The sequence below is a fragment of the Kocuria sp. CPCC 205260 genome, assembly GCF_040981045.1.
Taxonomy (GTDB): Bacteria; Actinomycetota; Actinomycetes; order Actinomycetales; family Micrococcaceae; genus Kocuria; species Kocuria palustris.
In genome coordinates, this window is the sequence record NZ_JAVKPT010000001.1 from 609,483 (window position 1) to 634,333 (window position 24,851).

21 protein-coding genes are annotated in these 24,851 nt (G+C 71.4%); 11 read left to right on the forward strand and 10 right to left on the reverse strand.

The window, feature by feature from the left end:
• Positions 1-73 precede the first annotated feature (73 nt).
• A complete protein-coding gene (locus RF645_RS02720; protein WP_024290798.1) occupies positions 74-463 on the reverse strand; it encodes a hypothetical protein in 390 nt (129 codons plus the stop codon).
• Positions 464-557: 94 nt separating this feature from the next.
• Between RF645_RS02720 and RF645_RS02725 the strand changes: the two genes are divergently transcribed.
• Positions 558-1,406, forward strand: a complete 849-nt coding sequence (locus tag RF645_RS02725) for a fructosamine kinase family protein (RefSeq protein WP_271403939.1) — start codon at positions 558-560, stop codon at positions 1,404-1,406.
• A gap of 83 nt (positions 1,407-1,489) precedes the next feature.
• Positions 1,490-5,638, forward strand: coding sequence for an ATP-dependent RNA helicase HrpA (hrpA, locus tag RF645_RS02730; RefSeq protein WP_058871267.1), 4,149 nt, complete (start codon positions 1,490-1,492; stop codon positions 5,636-5,638).
• Between the two features lie 156 nt (positions 5,639-5,794).
• Here hrpA and RF645_RS02735 read toward each other — a convergent pair whose 3' ends face one another.
• Both RF645_RS02735 and RF645_RS02740 read right to left on the reverse strand, forming a co-directional pair.
• Complete coding sequence (locus RF645_RS02735; protein WP_058871268.1) at positions 5,795-6,223, reverse strand: HIT family protein; 429 nt, start codon at positions 6,221-6,223, stop codon at positions 5,795-5,797.
• Between the two features lie 53 nt (positions 6,224-6,276).
• Positions 6,277-6,951: an MBL fold metallo-hydrolase gene (locus RF645_RS02740; RefSeq protein WP_058871269.1), complete on the reverse strand. Its 675-nt coding sequence runs from the start codon at positions 6,949-6,951 to the stop codon at positions 6,277-6,279.
• 218 nt (positions 6,952-7,169) lie between these two features.
• On the opposite strand from RF645_RS02740, the gene RF645_RS02745 reads away from it, so the two are divergent.
• Both RF645_RS02745 and RF645_RS02750 read left to right on the forward strand, forming a co-directional pair.
• Positions 7,170-7,643: a Fur family transcriptional regulator gene (locus tag RF645_RS02745; protein ID WP_053447142.1), complete on the forward strand. Its 474-nt coding sequence runs from the start codon at positions 7,170-7,172 to the stop codon at positions 7,641-7,643.
• The gene (locus RF645_RS02750; protein ID WP_053447141.1) at positions 7,640-8,620 is read left to right on the forward strand and encodes a diacylglycerol kinase family protein; all 981 of its coding nucleotides are present in this window, start codon (positions 7,640-7,642) and stop codon (positions 8,618-8,620) included. Before RF645_RS02745 ends, RF645_RS02750 begins: the two co-directional genes overlap by 4 nt.
• Here the strand turns inward: RF645_RS02750 and RF645_RS02755 are convergent.
• From RF645_RS02755 to RF645_RS02770, 4 genes are all read right to left on the reverse strand, one after another.
• The gene (locus RF645_RS02755; RefSeq protein WP_024290803.1) at positions 8,542-9,507 is read right to left on the reverse strand and encodes a metal ABC transporter permease; all 966 of its coding nucleotides are present in this window, start codon (positions 9,505-9,507) and stop codon (positions 8,542-8,544) included. The genes RF645_RS02750 and RF645_RS02755 overlap by 79 nt on opposite strands.
• Entirely contained in the window at positions 9,498-10,388 is an 891-nt protein-coding gene (locus RF645_RS02760; RefSeq protein ID WP_058871270.1) for a metal ABC transporter ATP-binding protein, read from the reverse strand. Before RF645_RS02760 ends, RF645_RS02755 begins: the two co-directional genes overlap by 10 nt.
• Positions 10,385-11,317, reverse strand: coding sequence for a metal ABC transporter solute-binding protein, Zn/Mn family (locus RF645_RS02765; protein WP_006215238.1), 933 nt, complete (start codon positions 11,315-11,317; stop codon positions 10,385-10,387). The genes RF645_RS02760 and RF645_RS02765 overlap by 4 nt, the downstream gene beginning before the upstream one ends.
• Positions 11,318-11,538: 221 nt before the next feature.
• A complete protein-coding gene (locus RF645_RS02770; RefSeq protein WP_058871271.1) occupies positions 11,539-13,020 on the reverse strand; it encodes a GuaB1 family IMP dehydrogenase-related protein in 1,482 nt (493 codons plus the stop codon).
• Positions 13,021-13,263: 243 nt separating this feature from the next.
• Between RF645_RS02770 and RF645_RS02775 the strand changes: the two genes are divergently transcribed.
• From RF645_RS02775 to RF645_RS02785, 3 genes are all read left to right on the forward strand, one after another.
• Positions 13,264-17,055 (forward strand): multifunctional oxoglutarate decarboxylase/oxoglutarate dehydrogenase thiamine pyrophosphate-binding subunit/dihydrolipoyllysine-residue succinyltransferase subunit, encoded by a 3,792-nt coding sequence (locus RF645_RS02775; protein WP_058871272.1) that lies wholly within the window; start codon positions 13,264-13,266, stop codon positions 17,053-17,055.
• A 282-nt stretch (positions 17,056-17,337) separates the two neighbouring features.
• Positions 17,338-17,937, forward strand: coding sequence for a GDSL-type esterase/lipase family protein (locus RF645_RS02780; RefSeq protein WP_024290807.1), 600 nt, complete (start codon positions 17,338-17,340; stop codon positions 17,935-17,937).
• 59 nt (positions 17,938-17,996) lie between these two features.
• Complete coding sequence (locus tag RF645_RS02785; RefSeq protein ID WP_157796656.1) at positions 17,997-18,149, forward strand: hypothetical protein; 153 nt, start codon at positions 17,997-17,999, stop codon at positions 18,147-18,149.
• A gap of 126 nt (positions 18,150-18,275) precedes the next feature.
• Here RF645_RS02785 and rsrA read toward each other — a convergent pair whose 3' ends face one another.
• Both rsrA and RF645_RS02795 read right to left on the reverse strand, forming a co-directional pair.
• Entirely contained in the window at positions 18,276-18,602 is a 327-nt protein-coding gene (rsrA, locus tag RF645_RS02790) for a mycothiol system anti-sigma-R factor (protein ID WP_006215243.1), read from the reverse strand.
• Between the two features lie 2 nt (positions 18,603-18,604).
• Entirely contained in the window at positions 18,605-19,333 is a 729-nt protein-coding gene (locus tag RF645_RS02795; RefSeq protein ID WP_171004064.1) for a sigma-70 family RNA polymerase sigma factor, read from the reverse strand.
• Positions 19,334-19,778: 445 nt separating this feature from the next.
• Here RF645_RS02795 and RF645_RS02800 point away from each other — a divergent pair, with 445 nt between their 5' ends.
• The 4 genes from RF645_RS02800 to hisN are packed head-to-tail and all read left to right on the forward strand — an operon-like array spanning position 19,779 to position 23,866.
• The gene (locus RF645_RS02800; protein ID WP_006215246.1) at positions 19,779-20,417 is read left to right on the forward strand and encodes a DoxX family membrane protein; all 639 of its coding nucleotides are present in this window, start codon (positions 19,779-19,781) and stop codon (positions 20,415-20,417) included.
• A 46-nt stretch (positions 20,418-20,463) separates the two neighbouring features.
• Entirely contained in the window at positions 20,464-21,957 is a 1,494-nt protein-coding gene (gene aroA, locus RF645_RS02805; protein ID WP_006215247.1) for a 3-phosphoshikimate 1-carboxyvinyltransferase, read from the forward strand.
• Complete coding sequence (gene rsgA / locus RF645_RS02810) at positions 21,944-23,053, forward strand: ribosome small subunit-dependent GTPase A (protein WP_006215248.1); 1,110 nt, start codon at positions 21,944-21,946, stop codon at positions 23,051-23,053. The genes aroA and rsgA overlap by 14 nt, the downstream gene beginning before the upstream one ends.
• 21 nt (positions 23,054-23,074) lie before the next feature.
• On the forward strand, positions 23,075-23,866 hold the full coding sequence (hisN, locus tag RF645_RS02815) for a histidinol-phosphatase (protein ID WP_006215249.1): 792 nt from the start codon (positions 23,075-23,077) through the stop codon (positions 23,864-23,866).
• Between the two features lie 123 nt (positions 23,867-23,989).
• Here the strand turns inward: hisN and RF645_RS02820 are convergent, their stop codons facing one another.
• Entirely contained in the window at positions 23,990-24,739 is a 750-nt protein-coding gene (locus RF645_RS02820) for a DUF4190 domain-containing protein (RefSeq protein ID WP_006215250.1), read from the reverse strand.
• Between the last annotated feature and the right edge of the window lie 112 nt (positions 24,740-24,851).

A 24,851-nucleotide genomic window follows, 5' to 3' on the forward strand; every position in this document is an offset into this window, starting at 1 on the left:
GGGGCGCAGCACGGGGAGGATTCCCCGGTGCTGCGCCCCATCGGCGCCTTCTTGATGCCTCAGCCGATCCGGATCAGCTCCAGCGATCGCGCTCGCGCTGGCGAGCCGAGCGATGGCCGCTGTTGAACTCGGTCGGATCGAAGTCGATCATGGCGTCGTCGCCCCACTGCTCATCGAGCTCGCGGTCCTCCTCGGTGCGCGGCTCGCGGTGGGAGCGAGTGATCTGGAAGGCCGCGATGCTCAGGATGCCCCCGAGCACAAGGGAGACAGGTCCGGCGATGATCGTGAGCAGCGCACCGTCGGTGAGCGGGACCGGGGCCTCCTCCGAGGTGGCCCGGGCCCAGTAGATGATGCCCATGGGCACGGCATAGGTGGAGACCAGCAGCAGGACGATGCCCACGAGGGCCAGCAGGCCGGCGATCCGGCGTCGTCGGGCCCGCTGCTGCGGGGACAGGCTGGTCATCTCTGCGGCCTCCTCGGCCAGGGGCTCGGCGGTCGGTTGGGCGAATGTTTCGCCCGGGCGTGCGGATCCACCCTAGTGGCGTCAGACTCGTGGCATGACACGTGATCGCAAGCCTGCTGAGCACCAGATCCACCGCAAGTCCTCCGACGGCTCTTCCCCCGGCGTCTTCGCCCTGGAGGCAGCCGGACTGCTGTGGCTCGATGAGGGTCCGGTGCGCTGCGCTCCCGTCCACAACGTCGGCGCGGACTTCCTGGAGCTGGGCCGCATCGGCTCCGCGCAGCCCACCCCTGAGGCGGCGCGGAGCTTCGGCCGGGCCCTGGCGCAGACGCATGACCTGGGCGCGGAGGCCTTCGGCGCGGCACCGCCGGTGCCTGCGGCCAGCTCGCAGTGGACGCGTCCCGCCCCGGAAGAGGGCTGGCGCAGCGGCTGGTTCGGCCCGCTCGAGCAGCCGATCGAGGTCTCGCTCGAGCCGACGGATTCCTGGGGCGCCTTCTACGGCGGTCAGCGGCTGCGCCCCATGCTCGAGCGGCTGCGCTCCCGCGGCGTCACGGACTCGGAGCTCGAGGACATCGAGCGGGCGACCGAGGCCATCGAAGCGGGGAGGTTCGACGACGGCGACCGTCCCGCACGCATCCACGGCGACCTGTGGGCGGGCAATCTGATGTGGGACGACCAGGGCGCGGTGCTGATCGACCCCGCCGCCCATGGCGACCACCGGGAGCAGGACCTGGCCTTCCTCTCGGTCTTCGGCGCCCCGCACCTGGAGGAGATCCTGGCCGGCTATCAGGAGGCGCATCCGCTGCGCGACGGGTGGCACGAGCGCACGGGGCTGCATCAGCTCTTCGTGCTGATCGCCCACGCGGTGCTCTTCGACCCTCCGCGCGGCGGGTCCTACCTGGGAGCCGCGGACCGGGCCGCTCGCAGCGCGCTCGAGCTGCTCTGAGGCGCCGCGCTGCCCCACGAGGGCGCCGCCAGGGGGACGGCGGCCGCGGGGCCGTCGTCCCCGCCCCGTAGAATGGCCCGGATATGACCACCACCGCGCACGAGGGCACCGGCCCCCGGATCGTCTACCCCGAGCAGCTGCCGGTCTCGGGCCGGCGCCAGGACATCCAGGACGCGATCCGCGACCATCAGGTCGTCGTGATCGCCGGCGAGACCGGCTCCGGCAAGACCACCCAGATCCCCAAGATGTGCTTAGAGCTCGGCCTGGGCGAGTCCGGCATGATCGGGCACACCCAGCCCCGGCGCATCGCCGCCCGCTCGGTGGCCGAGCGCATCGCCGAGGAGATGGGCGAGAAGATCGGCCAGACGGTCGGCTACCAGGTCCGCTTCACCTCGGAGGTGGGCCGGGACTCGCGGATCAAGCTGATGACCGACGGCATCCTGCTTGCCGAGATCCAGCACGACCGCCTGCTCTCGCGCTACTCCGCGATCATCGTGGACGAGGCCCACGAGCGCTCCCTGAACATCGACTTCCTGCTCGGCTACCTCAAGACGCTCCTGCCCCAGCGCCCGGATCTGAAGCTGATCATCACCTCGGCCACGATCGATCCCGAGCGCTTCGCCCAGCACTTCCACGAGCCGCTGCCGACCGATGGCTCGCAGGACGCGCAGCCCGAGCCCGCGCCGATCATCGAGGTCTCCGGGCGCACCTACCCCGTCGAGATCCGCTACCGGCCGCTGAGCGGCGAACACGAGATCGACGAGGACAACGACGACGGCCTCGAGGACGAGGACCGCGACCCCCTGGACGCCGTGTGCGAGGCCGTCGAGGAGCTCTCGCACGAGGACCGCGGCGACATCCTGATCTTCTTCTCCGGCGAGCGCGAGATCCGCGATGCCCAGGACGCGCTCGAGTCCCTGGTGGCGGATCGTCCGCGGCTGCGCGGCACCGAGGTCCTTCCGCTGTTCGGCCGGCTGTCCATGGCCGAGCAGCACCGCGTGTTCTCCCGCGGCTCCTCGCGGCGCATCGTGCTGGCCACCAACGTGGCCGAGACCTCGCTGACCGTGCCCGGCATCAAGTACGTGATCGACACCGGCACGGCGCGCATCTCCCGGTACTCCACCCGCACCAAGGTCCAGCGCCTGCCGATCGAGCGGATCTCGCAGGCCTCGGCGAATCAGCGCGCAGGCCGCTGCGGCCGCGTCTCCGACGGCATCTGCATCCGGCTGTACTCGCAGGAGGACTTCGAGTCCCGTCCCGAGTTCACGGATCCGGAGATCCTGCGCACCAACCTGGCCTCTGTCATCCTGCAGATGACCTCTGCCGGGGTGGTCCACTCCCCCGAGGACATCGGCCGGTTCCCGTTCGTGGAGCCGCCCGAATCCCGCGCCGTGAAGGACGGCGTGATGCTGCTGCGCGAGCTCGGCGCCCTGCGTCCCGCCGAGTCCTCCCGCGGCCGTCGGGCAGAGCAGGACGGCGAGCGATCCGGGCGCGGCTCGCGCGGACGCCGCGGGCGCGGTCGCGGCGACAGGGACGACGAGCGCTCTCCGCTGACCCGCACCGGTCGCACTCTGGCCGCGCTGCCCGTGGATCCCCGGCTGGGCCGCATGATCGTGGAGGGCCAGCGCCGCGGCTGCGCCCGCGAGGTCATGATCCTGGCCGCCGCGCTGACCATCCAGGACCCCCGCGAGCGCCCGCTGGAGAAGCGGGCTCAGGCCGATGAGCTGCACGCCCGCTTCAAGGACACGAGCTCCGACTTCCTGGGCTTCCTGCTGCTGTGGCAGCACCTCCAGCAGCAGCAGGAGCAGCTGTCCAGCTCGCAGTTCCGCAAGACCGTGCAGCGCGAGTTCCTGAATTTCCTGCGCATCCGCGAGTGGCAGGACCTCTACACGCAGCTGCGGCAGATGGGCCGCTCGGTGGGCATCGAGGTCGGCCGCGACCGGGAGATCGATCCGGCCGCCAAGGCCGATGACGTCCACAAGTCCCTGCTGGCCGGGCTGCTCAGCCATATCGGCCTGCGCGATGAGCGCACCCGCGACTACCAGGGCGCCCGCGGCACGCGCTTCGCGATCTTCCCGGGCTCGGCGCTGTTCAAGAAGAAGCCGGACTTCGTGGTCTCTGCCGAGCTCGTGGAGACCTCCCGCCTGTGGGCGCGCGTGAACGCCGCGGTCGAACCGCAGTGGATCGAGGAGGTCGCCGGCGATCTGGTCAAGCGCACCTACGCCGAGCCGCACTGGTCCCGCAGCCAGGGCGCGGTGATGGCCAAGGAGCGGGCCACCCTCTACGGCGTCCCGCTGGCGGCGGATCGGCCCGTGGGCTACTGGAGGATCGACCCGGTCGCCTCCCGCGAGATCTTCCTGCAGAAGGCCCTCGTGGAGGGCGACTGGCAGACCCGCCACCGCTTCGTGCAGCGAAACCGCAGGAAGCTCGCCGAGGTCGAGCAGCTCGAGTCACGGCTGCGCCGCAAGGACCTGCGGGTCGACGACCAGGCGCTCTACGAGTTCTTCGATGCCCGGGTCCCCGCCGAGGTCGTCTCCCAGGCCCACTTCGACACGTGGTGGAAGAAGGCCTCGCGCCAGGACGAGCACCTGCTCGACTTCGACCCCGAGCAGCTGATCGACGACCAGGCCGAGACCTGGGACGACTCCGCCTTCCCGCGCCACTGGATCGCCCGCACCGACGGCGGTGAGCTGAGCCTGGATCTGGACTACACGTTCGCCCCCGGTTCCGGCACCGGACCCTCCGAGCGGAAGGGGTCCGGGCGCGGGCGCCAGGCCGACGGCGTCACAGTGCGCGTGCCGATCCTCTTCCTGCACCAGCTGCGCCCGGGGCCCTTCCGCTGGCTGATCCCGGGTCTGCGCACGGAGCTGGTGACCGCCCTGATCCGCTCGCTGCCCAAGCAGGTGCGCAAGAGCGTGGTCCCGGCCCCGGATGTGGCCCGTCGGGCCGTCGAGCTGCTCGACGCTCAAGCCGATCCGGAGCAGGACGACCTGGAGCAGTCTCTGGAGCGCGCTCTGCGCCAGCTCAAGGGCGTCGTCATCCCACCGGGGTCGTGGGACTGGTCCGCTGTGCCCGAGCACCTGCGCATGCACTTCCAGGTCCGCGACTCCCGCAACCGGATCCTCGGCGAGGGCGAGGACCTCGAGCACCTGCAGGTCGCGCTGCGGGATCAGGTCCGCGCCACGCTGGCCGAATCGCTGGGCACCTCGGCCTCGGCGCTGCCGGTGCCCGGCCCCGGTGCCGTCCCCGGCCCGGGAGGCGGCTCCGGCTCCCAGGGGAAGAGCGGGCGGAAGAAGAAGGGCCCTGCCTCCGGCGGCGGCAAGGAAACGGCCGGGCCTGCGATGGAGCGCGACGGGCTCACCGAGTGGCCCGAGCGGGACCTGCCGCGCAAGGTCGACACCGTGGTCTCCGGTCAGCGCATCACCGGCTGGCCGGCGCTCGTGGCCTCCCCCGGCGCCGAGGCCTCCGAGCCCACCGCCGACGTCCGCGTCTTCTCCTCCGAGCAGGACCAGCGGGCGGCCCAGCGCTCGGGCACCATCTCGCTGCTGCAGCGCCGCCTGCCGAACACCCAGCGGTTCATCTCGGACCATCTGGACAACCGGGAGAAGATCGTTTTCACCCAGAATCCCCACGGGTCGGTCGACGCCCTCATCCAGGACTGCACCCGCGCCGCCGTGGACAAGCTCGTGCCGGCCGAGCCGCCGTGGACCCGCCAGGAGTTCGACCGGCTCTTCGACGACGTCCGTGCCGAGCAGATCGAGACCGTCTTCCAGGTCACCGCGCTGGTGGCCGAGGTCCTCACGCTGGCCAACTCCGTGCGCAAGCGGATCAAGCGACCGTCGTCCATGGCAGCCGTCAGCGCGTTCGCCGACATCCGAGAGCAGCTCGACCGTCTGGTCAAGCCGGGCTTCGTGACCCGTATCGGGTGGGCGCACCTGCAGCACCTGCCGCGCTACCTCAAGGCCATGGAGCTGCGCATCGACAAGCTCGTGGGCACCGCCAACATCCAGCGCGACGGCGTGAACATGAGCGAGATCCAGTCCCTCGAGGAGGAGTTCGACAAGGCCGTGGCCGCCGTGCCGAAGGGCCTGCCGGTGCCCGAGGCGCTGGCAGTGATCGAGTGGGAGCTCGAGGAGCTGCGCGTCTCGCTGTTCGCCCAGGAGCTCGGCACCGCCCACACCGTCTCGGCCAAGCGCGTGCGCAAGGCGCTGCGAGACGCCGCTGCTCGCTGATCCGGGAAGGCACCGGGAGACGACGCTCCGGGCCCGACCCGCGCCGTGACCCGCTGCCTCTGCCGCAGGATGTCAGCAGGCCCCGACGATCCGGGAATCGTCGGGGCCTGCTGACATGGCGCCGTGGCGGCCGGGGTCCTGCGGGCCCCATCCGGTTCAGTCCTGCGGCACCTGGGCCTCGTGGCCGGCCGAGCGCAGTGCCTCGCGGATGCGCTGAGCGGCGTCGTCCATCACGGCCGGATCCGGATCGTGGTCCGCATTGGCGAAGTCGAAGTCCGCGGTCGAGGACACGGGCCACACGTGGATGTGGACATGCGGCACCTCGAAGCCCTGGATCATCTGGCCCACGCGCTGGGGCTCGAAGATCTCTCGCTGGGCTCGGCCGATGACCTGGCTGACGCGCATGAGGTGTCCGGCCAGCGCCGGGTCGAGATCCAGCCAGTGGTCGATCTCCTGGCGGGGCACCACCAGGGTGTGCCCGGTGGACAGGGGATCCGCCGAGAGGAAGGCGACGCACTCGTCGTCCGTCCAGACGAATCGGCCGGGGATCTCGCCGTCGATGATGCGGGTGAAGATGGTCGTCACTGCGTCCTCCTGGGTGTGCGGGTGTCTCCGGGTGTGCTGTGCGAGGGGTGCGCTCAGGCCTCGACGGTCGTGCCGGGGTCCAGGTGCTCGTAGTCGGTGCCGTACTTGGCGGCGAAGGCCGTGACCTGCTTCTCCACGATGCCGAAGCCGTTGTCCGAGAGCAGGGCGTCGTGGATGGGGTAGGCCTTCTCGGCCCGGACCGCGATGAGGAAGTCGATGACCTCCGCCATCTTGGACCACGGCGCGTGCAGCGGGACCAGCACGGTGGACGGGGTGATGCCGTCCGGGACGACCAGCGAGTCCCCGGGATGGTAGACGCGCTCCTCGATGAGGTAGCCGACGTTGTCGACCGTGCGGATCAGCGGGTGGATCAGCGCGTGCTGCCCGCCGAAGGTGCGCACCCGCACGCCCGACAGATCGAGCTCGGTCTCGGCATCGACGTCGTGGATGCGCTCGCCTCCCTTCGAGTCGGTCGCGTCCGCGCCGAGCTGCTCGCGCAGATCGGCGGCCACCGAGCCCGGGGCCCAGACCTGCAGATCGCGCATCTGCCGCAGCTGCGCCGGAACGCGCTCGGGATCCAGGTGATCGGGATGCGTGTGAGTGATCAGCAGATGATCGGCCCCGTCCATGGCCTGCTCGACCTCGGAGAAGCTGCCAGGATCCAGCACCAGCACGGTGCCGTCGATCTCCAGGCGGACGCAGGAATGGGTGTACTTGGTCAGCTTCACGTGGAACTCCTCAGCGATGCCTGCACCGTGCGGTTCCGCCGCTAGCTGCGCGGCGCGGCCGGTGCTGTGCTCCCAGCCTACTGATCCGCTGCGACCTCGCGAGGGCCCCGTCCCCCGCGTCCACCGCACCGGGCCCGGGGCCGCGCCCGAGTAGCATGGAGGATCCCCCGGCCGCCGTCCCCCAGGCACGGGTGCGATCGTGTTCAGGAGGTCCTTCGTTGTCCACGCCGTCAGCTCAGCAGCCGCACGCCGCCGTGCGCGTGACCCGCCAGCGCCGCGCGGTCCAGGCCGCCATGAGCGCGCAGTCTGACTTCATCTCCACCCAGGACCTGCACGCAGCTCTGCGCGAGAGCGGCGAGTCCGTCTCCCTGCCCACGACCTACCGGATCCTGCAGTCCATGGCCGAGGCCGGGGAGGTCGACGTCCTGCGCAGCCAGGACGGCGAGTCCATCTACCGCCAGTGCGCCGCCGAGCAGCATCACCACCATCTGGTCTGCCGCCGGTGCGGAGCGACCGTGGAGCTGCAGGCGCCGGAGATCGAGCGCTGGACCTCGCAGACCGCGCAGGATCACGGCTTCACGCAGGTCGACCACACCGTCGAGATCGTCGGGCTGTGCGCCCGATGCTCCGCTCAGGCCCCGGCCGAGGACTCGAGCGATGACGAGGGCGACGACGCCCCGGGTGCGGCATGAGCCGGTCCTCGGCGCGGACCGCGCCGCTGATCCTCCTGGTGGTCAATCCGCGGAGGCGCCGCGGCCCGGACACGGCCCGGCGCGCGGCGGCCATCCTGCGCACCGGAGGCTTCCGCACCGAGACCGTCCGCACCGCCCCGGAGGACGCGACCGACCGCTCTGGCGTGGTGTGGGGAGCATCCCTGCAGCGCAGGCTGTCCCGGGCCGACGCCGAGGGCGAGGCCGTGGCCGCCGTCGTGGCCGTGGGCGGGGACGGCATGGTCCACACCGTGGTCAACGTCCTCAGGCAGCGCAGCGACCGGGGCCTGGAGCCGGTCCCGTTCGGGCTGGTGCCGGCGGGCACCGGCAACGACCTGGCTCGGCACATGGGCGTTCCGCAGAACGACCCGGAGCGAGCCGCCGGCCGGGTGCTGCGCGGTCTCGACGAGGGCCCGCGGTCCATGGATCTGGGGCGCATCGAGCTCGCCGACGGCAACCGGCGCTGGTACGCGACCGCCGCCTGCTGCGGCATCGACGCCGCGGTCGCTCAGCGGGCGAACTCCTGGCGCTGGCCGCGCGGCGAGTCCCGCTATCTGGCCGCTCTTCCGGTGGAGGTGCTGCGCTACCCGTCTCCGTTCACGTCCCTGGAGATCGAGCAGCCGGGAGGGCGGACCGTGCTGTCGGCGCGGCGCCTGCTCATGCTCTCCGTGGCCAACACGTCCTCGATCGGAGGCGGTCTGCGGATCGTCCCGCATGCGGAGGCCTTCGACGGCGTCTTGGAGATCTTCCAGGTCCGGGCCATGCCGCGCACCCGCGTCGCTCGCCTGTTCCCGCTCCTGATGCGCGCCGCGCACACCGAGCTGCCCGAGGTCAGCATGGATGCGGCCCTGTCCGCGCGGATCGACGCCACCGGCCCGATCTACGCGGACGGCGAGCCCGTGGGCTCCGGCCCTGCCGTCATCTCGATCGAACCCGCGGCGCTGCCCGTCCTGCTCTGAGCCTGCGGCTGCCCCGCGGGGCGGCCGCTGCGCGGAAGCCGTCCGCTTGCCCGGCGGCGCCGCCCCAGCAGCCGGGCGATGCCCCACAGCAGGAACGAGATCGTAGTGACGTACGGGCTGATCGGCAGCGATCCGCCCAGCGCCAGAAGCGTCCCCCCGAGCATCGCCGCCTCGGCGAAGACCACGGACAGCACCACCACGCGTCCTGGGGAGGCCGTGAGGCTCATGGCCGCTGCGGCCGGGGTCACCAGCAGGGCCAGCACCAGCAGGGCGCCGATGATCTGCACCGACAGCGCCACGGCCACGCCCAGCAGGAGCATGAACACGATCGACAGCCCCCGGATCGGCAGCCCCCGCGCCTGGGCCACCGCGGGATCCAGGCTGGCGAAGCTCAGCGGCCGCCACAGCAGCCCCAGCCCCGCCAGGACCACGATCGACAGGATCGCGATCGAGACCAGCTGGATCTCGGAGACCGAGACGATCTGGCCCGTCAGCAGCGCGAACTGGTTCGCGCTGCGCCCCTGGTAGAGCGACAGCGCCAGGATGCCCAGGCCCAGCCCGAACGGCATGAGCACTCCCACCACCGAGTTGGCCGCCCGGGATCGGGCACCCAGCAGACCGATCAGCAGCGCTGCGATCACCGAGCCCAGCAGCGAGCCGGTCACGATCGAGGTCCCGGCCAGCAGGGCGATCGCCCCGCCGGCGAAGGACAGCTCCGAGACGCCGTGGACGGCGAAGGCCAGGTCGCGCATCATCACGAACGTGCCGATGATGCCGCCGACCAGGCCCACAAGGGCTCCGGCGTACAGGGAGTTCTGCAGCAGGACCAGGACCTCGCCGTAGCGCTCGAAGACGAAGACCTGCTCCAGCAGCGTGCTCAGCGAGATGGCGTCGTCCACGGACGGCTCCCTTCGTCGTGGGGCGGTCGGACCGCAGCGCCCTCGTGGGCTGAAGGGTCCGAATCGAGATGGTGGGCGTGCTCGCGCTCGGCGCCGACCACGATGATCCGCCCGCCGGCGCGCACGACCTCGATCGGGGTCCCGTAGAGCTCGGAGAGCACGTCGGTGCGCAGCACCTCGTCCGGAGTGCCGATGCGGAAGGAGCCGTTCGCCAGGTACAGCACGCGGTCGACGTCGTCGATGATCGGGTTCACGTCATGGGTGACGAACACGACGGCCGCCCCGGTGCGCCGGCTCTGCTGCGCCACCAGTCCGGCGACGTCGCGCTGCCTGCTCAGGTCCAGCGACAGCAGGGCCTCGTCGAACAGCAGCAGGTCCGGGTCGGTGATCATGGCCTGGGCGATGCGCAGGCGCTGCTGCTCGCCTCCGGAGAGCAGCCCGACCGGGGCATCCGCGAAGTCCAGGGCGCCCACGCGCTGCAGGGCCTCGTCGATCCGGCGCCGGGCGGACGCGCGGCCGCGCAGGCGCGGCCCCCAGCGGTGCCCGTCCAGGCCCATGCCCACCAGGTCGCGGCCGCGCATGGGCACCTCGCGGGCGAAGGCCCTCTGCTGGGGCACATAGCCGATGCCGGTGGAGCCGCAGCGCGGGGCCTGGCCCTGCACCCGGACCTCTCCGCCGCTCAGCGGCTGCAGGCCGAGCAGGACCCGCAGCAGCGAGGTCTTGCCCGTGCCGTTGCCGCCGAGCACGGCGATGTACTCCCCCGGCGAGATCTGCAGGTCCAGCCCGGACCACAGGGTGCGCCGCCCCATGGACAGGCTCGCCCGGCGGAACTCCACCACGGGTGCCGCCTCGGTGCTGCCGGCGCTCATCGGATCTCCTCCAGCTGGTCGACGTTCGCGCTCATCCACTCCAGATAGGTGACGCCTTCCGGGACGGTCTCGGTGAAGGACACGACGTCCGCCCCGGTCTCCTCAGCGGTGTCCTGCAGCCGCTGGGTCTGCCCGCTGGCGGTGTGCTCGTTGTAGGCGAGCACGTCCGCCTCCCCGGATTCCAGGGCCTCCTCGGCCTCCAGGTACAGCAGCGGCGGGATGTCCAGCCCGTTCTCTACCGCGGCCGTGAGCTGCTCGGGAGTGGCGTCGTGGAGACCGGCGCGCTCGAGCAGGTGATCGGCGACGGGCTCGGTGGCCAGGAAGGAGCCCTCGAGGTGCAGGTCCTCGGCGCGCACGCCCAGCTCGTGGAGGCTGTGCGCGTACTGCTGCCCGCGCTCGGTCACCTCGGGGGCCTCCTCCGGCGCCAGCTCGCCGATGCCGTCGGCGAGGGCCCCGCTGAGGCGCTCCATGGACGGCAGGTCGTACCAGACGTGCTCGTTGAAGGCGGCGTGATCGTGGCCGTCGTGGGAGTGCGCCTCATGCGCGCTCTCGTCCTCGCTGTGCTCCTCGTGGTCGTGGCCGTCGTGGTCGTGCTCGTCGTCAGCCTCGTCCGACGCCTCCAGGCCGGAGACCTCGACGGCGTCGATCACCCGGGCCTTAGAGCCCTCGAGCAGGCCGTCCATGAAGCTGTCGTAGCCTCCGCCGTTGACGATCACCAGGTCGGCGTCGCGCACGATGAGGGCATCCAGCGGCGTGGCCTCGTAGGAGTGGGGGTCCTGGGCCGGGGAGTCGATGATGGCCGTGACCTCGACGTCATCCCCGCCGATCTCCCGGGCCATGTCGGCATAGACGGAGGTCGAGGCGACGACGCGCAGCGTCTCGTCGTCCGCCGCTGCCCGAGCCTGATGGCCGGAGGTGCACCCGGTCATCGCCAGGGCCCCGACGGCGGCCAGAGCCAGGAGGCCGGTCGCTGAGCAGCGGCTTCCGCGGCGAGGCCGCCCCGCGGGTCGCCCTGCGCGGGCCGCGGCGGGAAGCTCGTCGGCCGCCCCGCCGGGCCGGCTCTTATTGATAATCGTTTTCATCTAGGCGCCGACAGTAGCAGATGCTGCCGCCCGGACCCAGCCCGAGCGCGATCCGACCGCTCGCGCACTCAGCTCCAGCTCTCGGAGCGCGCGCGGCCCTCCTCATATCCCGAGCGGCTCTGGATGCCGAGCACAGCGCGATCTGCAAACTCCGGCAGATTCGAGGCTCCGGCGTAGGTCATGGAGCTGCGCACCCCGGCGGTGAGGTGATCGATCAGGTCCTCCACCCCCGGGCGACGCGGGTCCAGGTACATCCTGGAGCTCGAGATGCCCTCCTCGAACATGGCCCGGCGCGAGCGCTCGAAGGCCTCCAGCCCCTCGGTCCGAGCCAGCACGGCGCGCGTGGAGGCCATGCCGAAGCTCTCCTTGTAGAGGCGGCCGTCGGCGGCTCGCCGCAGCTCCCCGGGGCTCTCGTGGGTTCCGGCGAACCAGGAGCCCACCATGACCTGGCTGGCGCCCGCGGCCAGCGCCAGGGCGGCATCCCGGGGATGCTTCACGCCGCCGTCCGCCCACACGGACCCGCCCAGCTCGGCGGCGGCCTCGGCGCACTCGAGCACGGCCGACAGCTGGGGACGCCCCACGGCGGTCATCATGCGGGTCGTGCACATGGCCCCCGGGCCCACACCGACCTTCACGATGTCCGCCCCGGCCCCCAGCAGGTCGCGCACGCCGTCCGCCGTGACCACGTTGCCCGCCACGATCGGGCGGGAGGCGGCCACCGTCCGCACGGTCTCCAGCGCCTGCAGCATCTTCCGCTGGTGCCCGTGAGCGGTGTCGACCACCAGCACGTCGACGCCGGCCTCGACGAGCGCTCGGGCCCGACCCTCCACATCGCCGTTGATGCCGATGGCCGCGGCGACCCTCAGCCGTCCGTCGGCATCCGTGCCCGGCGCGTAGATCGTGGCGCGCACAGCCGCCTGGGAGGTGATCACGCCGAGCGCGATGCCCTCGGCGGAGACCACCGGGGCCACCTCGGTGCCGGACTGCGCCAGGCGCTGGCTGACGGCTGCCATGGTCGGCACCAGCGACGACGGGGCCGCACCGATGCCCTCGACGGCCAGGTCCTGCTCCGGGATCGCCGGCAGGTCCGTGCGCATGACCGAGCGCAGCGAGGCGCCGCTGTCCGCCTCCTGGCAGTCCGGCTCCTGGACGAGCCCGAGCAGTCGACCGTCGTCGTCGACGACCAGCACGCTGCCGTGGGCGTACTCGCCCAGTCGCGTCCGGGCGTCGTGGACGGTGTCCTCAGCGCGGAAGGTGCGCGCCGAGAGGAAGCGCAGGGGACGCGCCTTGACCCAGTCGGTCTCCCGGGCCACGACCTCCAGCGGGAGGTCCTGCGGCAGCACTGCCAGGCCGCCGCGCCGGGCCATGGACTCGACCATCCGCTTGCCGGTCACCGCGGTCATGTTCGCGGCCACCAGCGGGATCGTGGAGCCGGTCGGATCGGGCGCCGCCAGGTCCACGTCGAAGCGCGAGGAGGTCGCGGAGGACGACGGGACCAGGAAGGCGTCGTCGTAGGTCAGATCCGTGACAGGGGTGTTGAGGAATCGCACGCACCGAAGTCTAGGACCGCCGTTCAGCCGCGCGGGCCACGGGCGCGGCCCCTGCTGGCCCTGGCCGACTCGCCCTACTAGACTCTGGATGCATATGACCGCACCCGGGAGCAGCGCCTCCAGCCGCGTCCCGGGCTGAGTCGGAACGGGCGGATTCGACGACGAGCCGCCCTTCAGGGTCCGGACCCGGCAGGGCGGTCCTCAGGCGCGGCCGACGGCGGCCGCGGCGATACTGACGACAGAATGAGGCGTAGGCACGTGCCAAGCACACCACGAGATCTGATCCCGGAAGAGTTCGCGGGCAACGAGTGGCTGGTCGAGGACCTCTACGAGCGCTACCGGAAGGATCGCGACTCGGTCGATCGTGACTGGTGGCCGGTGTTCGAGGCCATGGACCGCGCCGCATCCTCCGGCAGCGAGAGCGCGGCAGCTTCCCCGGAGCCCCCGGCAGAGGCCACGACGAACGAGTCCGCAGCAGAGGCGGAGGCACCGGCGAAGAAGCCGGCGCCGTCCTCCGCCGCGCAGCAGAAGGGTCCGAGCGCCGCCGCCTCGAAGCCCGCCCCCCAGAAGACCACGAACAAGAGCACCCAGGAGAGCACCCCAGTGGAGTCCACCTCGGCAGGATCCGCAGAGCAGCCGCAGGACGAGCCGCAGGACAAGGTGGTGAAGCTGCGCGGGCCGGCCAAGGCCGTGGCCGCCAACATGGAGGCCTCCCTGTCGGTCCCCACCGCCACGACCGTGCGCGCGGTGCCGGCCAAGCTGCTGATCGACAACCGCATCGTCATCAACTCCCACCTGGCCCGCAACCGCGGCGGCAAGGTCTCCTTCACGCACCTGATCGGCTACGCCGTCATCAAGGCGCTGAAGAAGATGCCGTCCATGAACGTCACCTATGAGGAGCAGGACGGCAAGCCGGTGGCCATCCACCCGGCGCACGTCAACTTCGGCCTGGCGATCGACCTGCCCAACAAGGACGGCTCGCGCAACCTGGTGGTGCCCAACATCAAGGGCGCCGAGGACCTCACCTTCCGCGAGTTCTGGGATGCCTACGAGGACATGGTCGGCCGTGCCCGCAAGGGCGAGCTGACCATGGACGACTACGCCGGCACCACGGTCTCGCTGACCAACCCCGGCGGCATCGGCACCGTGCACTCCGTGCCCCGCCTGTCCAAGGGCCAGGCCACGATCGTGGGCGTCGGCGCGCTGGACTACCCCGCCGAGTTCCGCGGCTCCTCCCCCCGCACCTTGGCGCGCAATGCGATCTCCAAGGTCATCACCCTGACCTCGACCTACGACCACCGCGTCATCCAGGGCGCCGGCTCCGGCGAGTTCCTGAAGCTGATCGAGTCCTACCTGCTCGGCGACGAGTTCTGGGACGAGGTCTTCCACGGGCTGAGGATCCCCTACGAGCCCGTGCGCTGGGTCACCGACAACCAGGTGAACCCGGAGACCGAGGTCAACAAGGTCGCCCGGGTCCAGCAGCTGATCCACGCCTACCGCGTCCGGGGCCACCTGATGGCCGCCATCAACCCGCTGGGCTACGAACAGCGCGCCCACCCGGATCTGGACATCCGCACCTACGGCCTGTCGCTGTGGGACCTGGACCGCGAGTGGCCCACCGGCGGCTTCGGCGGGGCGCGCATGCTGACCCTGCGCACCATCCTGGGCCTGCTGCGCGATGCCTACTGCCGCACGATCGGCGTCGAGTACATGCACCTGGACGCCCCCCAGGAGCGCGAGTTCTTCCAGGAGCGCCTGGAGAAGGGCTACACCAAGCCCTCGCGCGAGGAGCAGTTCCGCATCCTCAGCCGCCTCAACGCGGCCGAGGCCTTCGAGACCTTCCTGCAGACCAAGTACGTCGGCCAGAAGCGCTTCTCGCTGGAGGGCGGCGAGTCGCTGATCCCGCTGCTCGACGCCGTGATCTCCGATGCCGCCGATCAGAACCTCGCCGGCGTGGCCATCGCCATGGCCCACCGCGGGCGCCTCAACGTGCTGACGAACATCGCCGGCAAGTCCTACGCCCAGGTCTTCCGCGAGTTCGACGGCGGCCAGGATCCCCGCGCCGAGGGCTCCGGCGACGTCAAGTACCACCTGGGCACCGAGGGCACCTTCACCTCGGATGCCGGCAACCAGACCCAGGTCTACCTGGGTGCCAACCCGTCGCACCTCGAGGCCGCCGATCCGGTGATCGAGGGCGTCGCCCGCGCCAAGACCGATGTCCTGGGCGCAGGCCCCGAGGGCGACGGCACCTTCCCGGTGCTGCCCATCCAGGTCCACGGCGATGCCGCCATGGCCGGTCAGGGCGTGGTCTACGAGGTCATGCAGATGGCCGAGCTGCCCGCCTACGCCACGGGCGGCACGGTGCACGTCGTGGTGAACAACCAGATCGGGTTCACCACCGGTCCGGAGGCCGGTCGCACCTCGACCTACGCCACGGACGTCGCCCGCGCCGTGCAGGTGCCGACCTTCCACGTCAACGCCGATGACCCCGAGGCCGTCACCCACGTGGGCCAGATGGCCTTCGAGTACCGCGAGCGCTTCCACAAGGACGTCGTGATCGACCTGATCTGCTACCGCCGCCGCGGTCACAACGAGGGCGATGACCCCTCGATGACCCAGCCGGTGATGTACGACATGATCGATCAGAAGCGCTCCACGCGCCGGGTCTACACCGAGAACCTCGTGGGCCGCGGCGACATCAGCCAGGACGAGGCCGATCGCGCGCTCAAGGACTACCAGGAGCGCCTGGAGCGGGTGTTCACCGAGACCCACGAGGCCCAGACCTCCGAGGCCCCGCTGGTCACCGGCGATGCCGCCGCGATCTCGAACATCGAGCGCCCCTCAGCCCAGCAGGCCGATTCCGGGATCTCCATCCCCCGCTCGACCGCCATCTCCGTGGACACCGCCCGTCGTATCGGCCAGGCCCACCTCGAGTCGCCGGAGGACTTCACGGTCCACCGCAAGCTCACCAAGCTGCTCGAGCGCCGCGCAAAGATGACCGTCGACGGCGGCATCGACTGGGGCATGGGCGAGATCATGGCCTTCGGCTCCCTGCTGATGGAGGGCATCCCGGTGCGGATGTCGGGCCAGGACGTCCAGCGCGGCACGTTCACCCAGCGCCACGCGGTGCTCTTCGACAACGAGACCGGCAAGCCGTGGATCCCGATCAACGGCCTGGTCGATGACCAGGAGACGCTGGCGATCTACAACTCGCTGCTCTCCGAGTACGGCGTGCTCGGCTTCGAGTACGGCTACTCCGTCGAGCGCCCGGACGCCCTGACCGTGTGGGAGGCGCAGTTCGGCGACTTCATCAACGGCGCCCAGACGATCGTGGACGAGTTCGTCTCCTCGGCCGAGCAGAAGTGGGGCCAGCGCTCGTCGCTGGTCATGCTGCTGCCGCACGGCTACGAGGGTCAGGGCCCGGACCACTCCTCGGCCCGCATCGAGCGCTTCCTCGCGCTGTGCGCCGAGCGCAACATGATCGTGGCGCAGCCGTCGACCCCGGCGAACCACTTCCACATGCTGCGTCGTCAGGCCTACGCCCGTCCTCGCAAGCCGCTGATCGTGGCCGCCCCCAAGCAGCTGCTGCGGCTGAAGGCCGCCAGCTCGCAGGTCGAGGACTTCACCTCGGGCACGTTCCGCCCGGTGATCGAGGACCAGGCCGGTCTGGATGCCGAGAAGGTCACCCGCGTGGTGCTCGTCTCCGGCCGCCTGTACTACGACCTCGCCGCGCACCGCGAGAAGAGCGACGATCGCAGCACCGCCATCGTGCGCGTCGAGCAGCTCTACCCGCTGCCGAGCGAGGAGATCCGCGCGGAGCTGGCCAAGTACCCGAACGCCGAGGTCGTGTGGGCGCAGGACGAGCCGGCCAACCAGGGCCCGTGGCCCTTCATGGCCGTCAACCTGGTCCCGGAGCTCGACCGCCGCGTCTCGCTGGTCTCGCGCCCGGCCTCGGCCTCCCCGGCAGCCGGCTCGGCCAAGCGCCACTCCCTCGAGCTCGAGACCCTCATCGAGGAGCTCTTCGAGGGCCGCTGAGCCGATCGCCGCGCCCCAGGGCGCACCTGACGACGGCGCCCGGTCCGCCTCCCGCTGCGGCGGCAGGAGGGCCGGGCGCCGTCGTCACGACCAGGCGTCACCCGTCGTCCCATGTCCCGCGCGGTGCCCGTGCGCGGCCCCGCAGGATGTACCGTTGCCACAGCGGCGGCACAGGCTGCATGAGACGGGTGCCTGAGTCACCGGCGGCCCGATCGAGGCCCTCCCCCGAGGCCCGGACCGCACCGCCCACCATCCGTGCTGAACATCAAGAAGAGGAACCCCGTGGAGCAACGCAGGATCAGAATGGTCGCGGTCGGCGACGAGCTGCTGGCCGGCGCCGGAGACCCCCGGGCGCTTGGCTGGTACGGCCGCGTGCTGGCCCGCACGCCCCATGACGTGGTCCCGATCTCCTCCTACGTCCTCGCCGCCCCCGGCGAGGGCAGCGAGGCGCTCAACGACCGCTGGTTCGGCGAGGCCTCCCTCCGCTTCGCCGCCGGTGCGGACAACCGCCTGGTGATCGCTCCGTCCACGCGCGACGTCGACCTGGCCATCACCACGGCGCGCTCGCGCCTGCACATGGCCAACATGGTCGACACCGCGGCGCAGTCCAACGTGAAGGTGCTCGTGGTGGGCCCCCCGCCCACCCTGGACCCGGATCGCAACCGGCGCATCGCCGATCTCTCGGCCGCCTTCGCGGACGTCGTCACTCGGCGCAACCACATCTACGTCGACACCTTCAATCCGCTGCAGCACCACGAGCAGTGGCGCAAGGACCTCTCGGCGAACGACGGCAGCCCCGGCCAGGCCGGCTACGGCCTCATCGCCTGGCTCGTGCTGCACCGCGGCTGGTACTCCTGGCTGGATCTGCCCGAGCCGCAGTGATCCGCGCGATCGGCGCCGCCTCGTTCCCTCCGCATGCGCGGATGTGGAACAATGGGCGGATGTCCGCGGAAGGCTGCGGGCGGTCCCACGCCGTCCGCCCCCGTCGGATCCCCGACCACTCGACCGAGGAGGCACGCATGAGCAAGCGTGGACGCAAGCGCAAGGACCGCCGCAAGAACAAGGCGAACCACGGCAAGCGCCCCAACTCCTGAGCCCGTTCCCGGGCCGGACTGGGACAGCAGTGAGCGAAGGCCCCGACCAGGGCGGCTCGAGATCCTCGAGCTCCTCCGGTCGGGGCCTTCGTCATGCGCGCGGGGACAGCTCTCCCGCGACTGTGCTCACTGGGTGCTCTGGCGGACGGACTCCGACTCCGCCTGGGCTCCGGCCTCGGTGCGGCCGCAGGCCTCGTTGATGCGGGACATGATCGAGGCCCGCAGGGTCTCCGGGGCGGTCTCCGCGCAGGATCGCCGCACCGCGGTGCGGATCTCCCGCTCGAGGTCGTGCTCGTGCGTGCAGTCCGGGCAGTCGTCCAGGTGCTCCGCGATGGCGCGGACGTCGTCCACGGTCAGGGCGCCGTCAAGGTACTCGTGGATCCGCTCGAGCTGGGCCTGCGAGCAGCCGCAGGGAGCGCCGTCGTCGTGAGCATCGCGCTGGGAATCGGTCATGGTCAGTCCTTCTGCTTCTCGTCGGTGGTGCGCTGGGCGGCCCGGGCCCTGGCGGCGGACTTGGTGTCGGCGGCCGCGCTCTGCGTGGCGGAGGACTTGCGGCGACCGCCCTTGGTGGTGTCGATCCCGCGGTCGGCCGCGTAATCGCTGAGCATCTCGCGCAGGAGCCGACGGCCACGATGCAGCCGCGACATCACGGTGCCGATCGGCGTGCCCATGATCTCGGCGATCTCCTTGTAGGCGAAGCCCTCCACATCGGAGAGGTAGACCGCCATGCGGAAGTCCTCCGGCAGCTCCTGAAGGGCGCGCTTGACGTCCGAGTCGGGCAGGTGGTCGAGGGCCTCGACCTCCGCCGAGCGCAGGCCGGAGGAGGTGTGCTGCTCCGCGCGGTGCAGCTGCCAGTCCTCGACCGTCTCGGTGTCCGCCTGCTTGGGCTCGCGCTGGCGCTTGCGGTACAGGTTGATGTAGGTGTTCGTCAGGATCCGGTACAGCCAGGCCTTGAGGTTCGTGCCGGGGCGGTACTGGTGGAAGGACGAGAACGCCTTGGTGTAGGCCTCCTGGACGAGATCCTCGGCATCGGCGGCATTGCGCGCCATGCGCAGCGCCGCCGCGTAGAGCTGGTCGACGTAGACCATGGCCTCGCGCTCGAAGCGCTCGGCACGCTGCTCCGGGGTCTCGGTCTCGAGGTCCACGGGCTGCTCCTCAGGGGCAGCCGGGCCGGACTCGGCCATCAGGTCGTCATCGGGCGCGGTCTCGACGGGGCCGTCCTGCGCGCTCGGCTTGGTCCGGTCCGCGGTGTCATCTGCTTCGCTCATCGCGGACAAGTCTAGGCGGGCCGGAGCAGTCGCGGCCGTGCGGGTCGCTGTCAGCACCATGTCCCTCCTCTCCTGTCCTGTCGGGTCCGGCAGGGTCTGTCTGCCTCCCGGTGCGTCGACAACGCGCAACGGTCGGCGGGGCCTGTCTATTCCGCCGGGTCGCGGCCGCGACCTCCCGGACCTCCGCGCGGCGCAGGTGAAGCGCTGTGCAGGCAGCCCCTTCCGGCCGCCGGATCGTGACGCCGTCCCGACACCTCGGGCCAGCGCCGGTGCGGTGACCGACAGCCTGGTTAGGATGGCCGGTAACAAGGGCCACCGGTCCGCGCACGCCGGACCGCCAGTACATACAGGAGGACCCCTTATGAGCATCATCCGCATCATCGCCCGTCCGCTGCTGGCCACCGGCTTCGTGGTCAACGGCGTCGACGCCTTCCGCAACTCGTCGCGCTCGGCCGAGCACCTGGCCCCGGTCCTGACCGGCGTCGAGCGCGCCGTCCCGCAGGCCAAGTCGGCCGTGTCCAACAGCGCCGTCGTGGCGCAGGGACTGGCCGCCGCGCAGGTCACCGCCGGTGTCGCCTACGGCCTGGGCAAGTTCCCCCGCACCGCAGCCTCCGTGCTGGTCGTGACCACCAGCCTCAACGCGTACCTGGACTTCCAGGCGGCCGAGCACGGCTCCAAGGAGCAGAAGGCCGCTCGCCGCAACTCCGGTCTGAAGAACGTGTCGCTGATCGGCGCCACCATGCTGGCCACCGTGGACACCAACGGCCGTCCGTCGCTGGCCTGGCGCGCCAAGCACTTCGTGGATGCGGCCACCAAGTCCTCCAGCAGCTTCGCCGCCGATGCCTCCAAGCGCCTCGAGCAGGCCCAGAAGTCCGCTGAGAAGTCCACCCGCGGCTCCCGCAAGGCGGCCAAGAAGGCTGCCGAGCAGGCGCAGAAGCGCTCGGCCGAGCGCATCAAGCAGGCGCAGAAGGCCGCCAAGAAGGCACAGAAGAAGCGCTGAGCGCCCTTCGCCGAACCACCTCGTCGAACCCCGAACGGAGCACTGCGTGACCCGCGATCTCCCGGAGGAGCCCGAGCACCAGGAGCCGGTCGCAGCCACGTCGCTGTGGCCGGCTCCTTTCCTCGGCTCCCGTCCCGTCCAGGCCTCCCTCACCGTCCCCGGGTCCAAGTCGCTGACCAACCGCTGGCTGCTGCTGGCCGCCGTGGCCGATGCCCCGTCGCGCCTGAGGGCTCCGCTGCGCTCCCGGGACACCGAGCTCATGGCCCAGGCCCTGCGCGAGCTCGGCGCCCGGGTGGAGGACGTCCCGGGCCACGGAGACTTCGGCGACGACTGGCTCATCACCCCCATCCCGTTCGAGCACCTGCGGACGCAGGCGGCCGCTGAGGATGCCGCCGGAACGGCGACCGAGCGGCGGATCGAGTGCGGGCTGGCCGGCACCGTCATGCGCTTCGTGCCGGCCCTGGCGGCCCTGGTGCCCGGTCGCACCGAGTTCCACGGGGACGCCGCCGCCGAGCGCCGACCCATGGGGCCGGTCATCGAGGCCCTGCGCGGGCTCGGCGTGGAGGTCCAGGAGCTCGGCGAGCCCGGGCGCCTGCCCTTCGCCGTCATCGGCCGTGGTGCCCTGCCCGGCGGGCAGCTGAGCATCGACGCCTCCGAGTCGTCCCAGTTCGTCTCGGCGCTGCTGCTGGTGGCCGCCCGCTTCGAGCACGGCCTGCAGCTGCGCCACGTGGGCGCTGACGGCGCAGGCGTGCCGTCCCTGCCCCACGTGGAGATGACGCTGCAGACCCTGCGGGAGGCCGGTGTGCGCGTCGAGGGCTCCGAGCCCGCCGCCTGGTCGGTGTCCCCCGGGACCGTGCAGGCCGTCGATCTGAGCATCGAGCAGGACCTGTCCAATGCCGGGCCGTTCCTGGCGGCGGCCGTCGTCTCGGGCGGCACCGTCTCGATCCCCCGCTGGCCGTTGCGCACCACTCAGGGCGGAGCCCACTGGCAGCAGATCCTCCCCGCCTTCGGGGCGCAGGTGAGCCTGGAGCCGGAGGCCGACGGCCAGCACGGGACCTTCACCGTCAGCGCGTCCAAGCCGCCGCACGGCGTGGACCTCGATCTCAGCCAGGCCGGGGAGCTCGCACCGACCGTCGCGGCGATCTGCGCGGTGGCGGACTCGCCATCGGTGCTTCGCGGGATCGCCCACCTCCGCGGGCATGAGACCGACCGTCTGGCCGCCCTGGTCACGGAGATCCGTCGGATCGGCGGCCGCGCCGAGGAGACCGCCGACGGCCTGCGGATCGAGCCGGGGCAGCTGCACCCGGCCGTCATGCGCTCCTACGAGGACCACCGCATGGCCACGGCCGCCGCCGTGATCGGACTGGTCCTGGACGGGGTGCAGGTCGAGGACATCGCCACGACCGCCAAGACCCTGCCGCAGTTCCCGCAGCTGTGGAATCAGATGGTCACCGGCTCCGTGCTGGACACCGGTGCCGTGCCCGTCCAGCCCGGGTCCTCCCCCGTTCCCCAGCGCTCAGACAGCCATGGCGCGCGCTGATCGCAGGGCATCGTCCTGGGACGAGCTGGACGAGTCGGACGTCCGTGTCCGGGCCAACAAGAAGGGCTCCCGGCCGCGCACCAAGGAGCGGCCCGCCTACGAGGATGCCGTGATCGGGCGGATCGTCGCGGTGGACCGCGGCCGCTTCACCGCAGTCGTCGACGAATCCTCGGACGACGAGCGCCTGGTCACCGCCGTGCGCGCCAAGCAGCTGCGCCGCACCCCCATCGTGGCCGGAGACAGGGTCGGCCTGGTCGGGGACGTCTCCGGACGCCCGGACACCCTGGCCCGGCTGGTGCGCCTCGAGCCGCGCACCACGCTGCTGCGCCGCAGCGCCGATGACACCGATCCCGTCGAGCGCGTGGTCGTGGCCAATGCCGACCGTCTGGTGATCGTGGTGGCGGCCGCGGAGCCGGAGCCGCGCACGGGCTTCATCGACCGCTCGCTGGTCGCCGCCTACGACGCCGGCATCGAGCCGCTGCTGATCATCACCAAGACGGATCTGCAGGACCCGTCGTGGCTCATCGAGCACTACCGAGCGCTCGAGCTGTCCGTGCTGACCTCCGGAGCCGCCGGCGACGGCGCCTCAGCGGCCGAGGAGGACTCGCTGCCGCTGGATCAGCAGCTGGTCGACGCGCTGCGCGAGAGGCTGCTGGGCAGCGTCTCCGTGATGCTCGGCCACTCCGGCGTCGGCAAGTCCACGCTCGTCAACGCCCTGACCGGCGCACAGCGGGCCACGGGCGGCGTCAACGCCGTGACCGGTCGCGGGCGGCACACCTCGTCCTCGGCGCTGGCGCTGCGGGTCCCCGACTCCCCTGCCGGCACCTGGATCATCGACACCCCCGGTGTGCGCTCCTTCGGCCTGGCGCACGTGGAGCCCGATCGGATCGTCGAGGCCTTCGACGAGCTGGGCCCGGCCATCGCCGAGTGCCCCAAGGGCTGCACGCACCTGGCCGAGGCGCCCGGCTGCGCCCTCGACGCATGGGTCGCGCAGGGACACGCAGGTCAGGCGGGCCCCGAGCGCTTGGAGTCGCTGCGGCGCCTGCTGAGCTCCGGACACGAGCAGGAGGCCGAGTCCAAGACCCTGGGGGCCTGAGCCTCCGCTAGCCTGGAGAGCATGCGCCCTCACGGTTCCTACACGGATGACCTCCGCCTCGCCCACGTGCTCGCCGACACGGTCGACTCGCTCACCATGGCGCGGTTCCGCTCCCAGGAGCTTCAGGTCGAGACCAAGCCCGATCTCACCCCGGTGACCGATGCCGATCGCGATGCCGAGCAGCTCATCCGCGCGCAGCTGGCCCGGGTCCGCAACCGGGACTCCGTGCTCGGCGAGGAGTTCGGCACCACCGGCTCCGGATCCCGGCAGTGGGTCGTGGACCCGATCGACGGCACCAAGAACTTCGTGCGCGGCGTGCCCGTGTGGGCCACGCTGATCGCCCTGATCGACGACGGCGTCCCCGTGGTGGGGCTGGTCTCCGCCCCCGCCCTGCAGCGGCGCTGGTGGGCCGGAGCCGGCACCGGGGCCTGGGCAGGACGATCCCTGGCCAAGGCCGAGCGGCTCGGCGTCTCGTCGGTGGATCGGCTCGAGGACGCCTCGCTGTCCTACTCCTCGCTCAGCGGGTGGAAGGACCGTGGGCACCGCGACGACTTCCTGGAGCTCACGGACCGCGTCTGGCGCACCCGCGCCTACGGCGACTTCTGGTCCTACTGCCTGGTGGCCGAGGGCACCGTGGACCTGGCCGCCGAGCCGGAGCTGAACCTGTACGACATGGCCGCACTGGTCCCGATCGTCGAGGAGGCCGGCGGACGCTTCACCGGACTCGACGGGGCCCCCGGCCCGTTCAGCGGCAACGCCGTGGCCAGCAACGGACTGCTGCACGACCAGGTCCTGGAGCTGATCGGCGACTGATCCCCTATCGCCCGCGGGCTAGCTCAGACGGATGAGGGGGCCGAGGCATGATGCCTCGGCCCCCTCGTCTGCGTGCGCGAGCAGGTCCTTGCCGCTGGGCTGGAGCACCGCGGCGCGGATCGCTCAGCTGGCGGTCGCAGGCTCCTCGTCGAGCTGCTGGTCGACGGTGTCGCTGACACACTGCTCGAAGTCCGCCTGGTCCTGCGTGGTCATCTCGGTGCCCATGTAGGTGTCCCAGCAGCTGCGGACGTCCGGGTCGTTGAAGACCTGGATCATGGCCGCGCCGAAGATCAGCGAGAGCACCAGGATCAGGCCGTTGAGGATCAGGCCCAAACCGTTGAGGATCACGCCCGCGATCCCGAACCCCTTGCCCGCACGCGCCTTGGAGGCCCGCACGAGGGAGACGATGCCCAGGATCAGGCCGATCACGGCGGCGATGATGAACAGGCCCAGGAGCCAGAACAGCAGGACGCTGACGATGCCGAGCACCAGGGACGCGATGCCCATGCCCTTGCCGTCCTTGACCTTGCGGCCGGGCTGGTAGCCGCCCTGGGCGTAGGGGTCCTGGTTCGGGTAGCCGCTGTAGGACTGCTGCGCCGGGGCGCTCGCGCCCGCGCCGTAGCCGGCGGTCTGCACCGGCTGACCGGCGCTGTACGAGCTCTGGCCGTCGTCGTAGCGGCCGTACTGCGGGACGCCCTGCTGGGACGGGGCGGGCTCCTGCGGGGCGCGCACGCCGTAGCGGGGCGCCTCCTCCTGGCCGGGATCGTGCGCGGGGCCCTTGGGGCCGCCGTCGCGGGCCGCGCCGTCTGCCCGTGCGCCGCCGTCCGACCACGGGGACGACTGGTCTGCGTTGTGCGGGGGCTGGTAGCTCAAGTCCGTCTCCTGAGGGAGGTCCGATGTTCGTGGGTCGCCTCCGATTCTCCCACAGTCGCGGCAGGACGGCGGCGGTGTGCACAGGCGACGGGGGCCGTCGAGCGCGGTGCTC

Coding starts and splice junctions, on each gene's coding strand:
- RF645_RS02720 (WP_024290798.1), bottom strand. CDS start 463: ATGACCAGCCTGTCCCCGCAGCAGCGGGCCCGACGACGCCGGATCGCC.
- RF645_RS02725 (WP_271403939.1), top strand. CDS start 558: ATGACACGTGATCGCAAGCCTGCTGAGCACCAGATCCACCGCAAGTCC.
- hrpA (WP_058871267.1), top strand. CDS start 1,490: ATGACCACCACCGCGCACGAGGGCACCGGCCCCCGGATCGTCTACCCC.
- RF645_RS02750 (WP_053447141.1), top strand. CDS start 7,640: ATGAGCCGGTCCTCGGCGCGGACCGCGCCGCTGATCCTCCTGGTGGTC.
- RF645_RS02760 (WP_058871270.1), bottom strand. CDS start 10,388: ATGAGCGCCGGCAGCACCGAGGCGGCACCCGTGGTGGAGTTCCGCCGG.
- RF645_RS02765 (WP_006215238.1), bottom strand. CDS start 11,317: ATGACCGGGTGCACCTCCGGCCATCAGGCTCGGGCAGCGGCGGACGAC.
- RF645_RS02775 (WP_058871272.1), top strand. CDS start 13,264: ATGAGGCGTAGGCACGTGCCAAGCACACCACGAGATCTGATCCCGGAA.
- RF645_RS02785 (WP_157796656.1), top strand. CDS start 17,997: ATGTCCGCGGAAGGCTGCGGGCGGTCCCACGCCGTCCGCCCCCGTCGG.
- rsrA (WP_006215243.1), bottom strand. CDS start 18,602: ATGACCGATTCCCAGCGCGATGCTCACGACGACGGCGCTCCCTGCGGC.
- RF645_RS02795 (WP_171004064.1), bottom strand. CDS start 19,333: ATGGCCGAGTCCGGCCCGGCTGCCCCTGAGGAGCAGCCCGTGGACCTC.
- RF645_RS02800 (WP_006215246.1), top strand. CDS start 19,779: ATGAGCATCATCCGCATCATCGCCCGTCCGCTGCTGGCCACCGGCTTC.
- rsgA (WP_006215248.1), top strand. CDS start 21,944: ATGGCGCGCGCTGATCGCAGGGCATCGTCCTGGGACGAGCTGGACGAG.
- hisN (WP_006215249.1), top strand. CDS start 23,075: ATGCGCCCTCACGGTTCCTACACGGATGACCTCCGCCTCGCCCACGTG.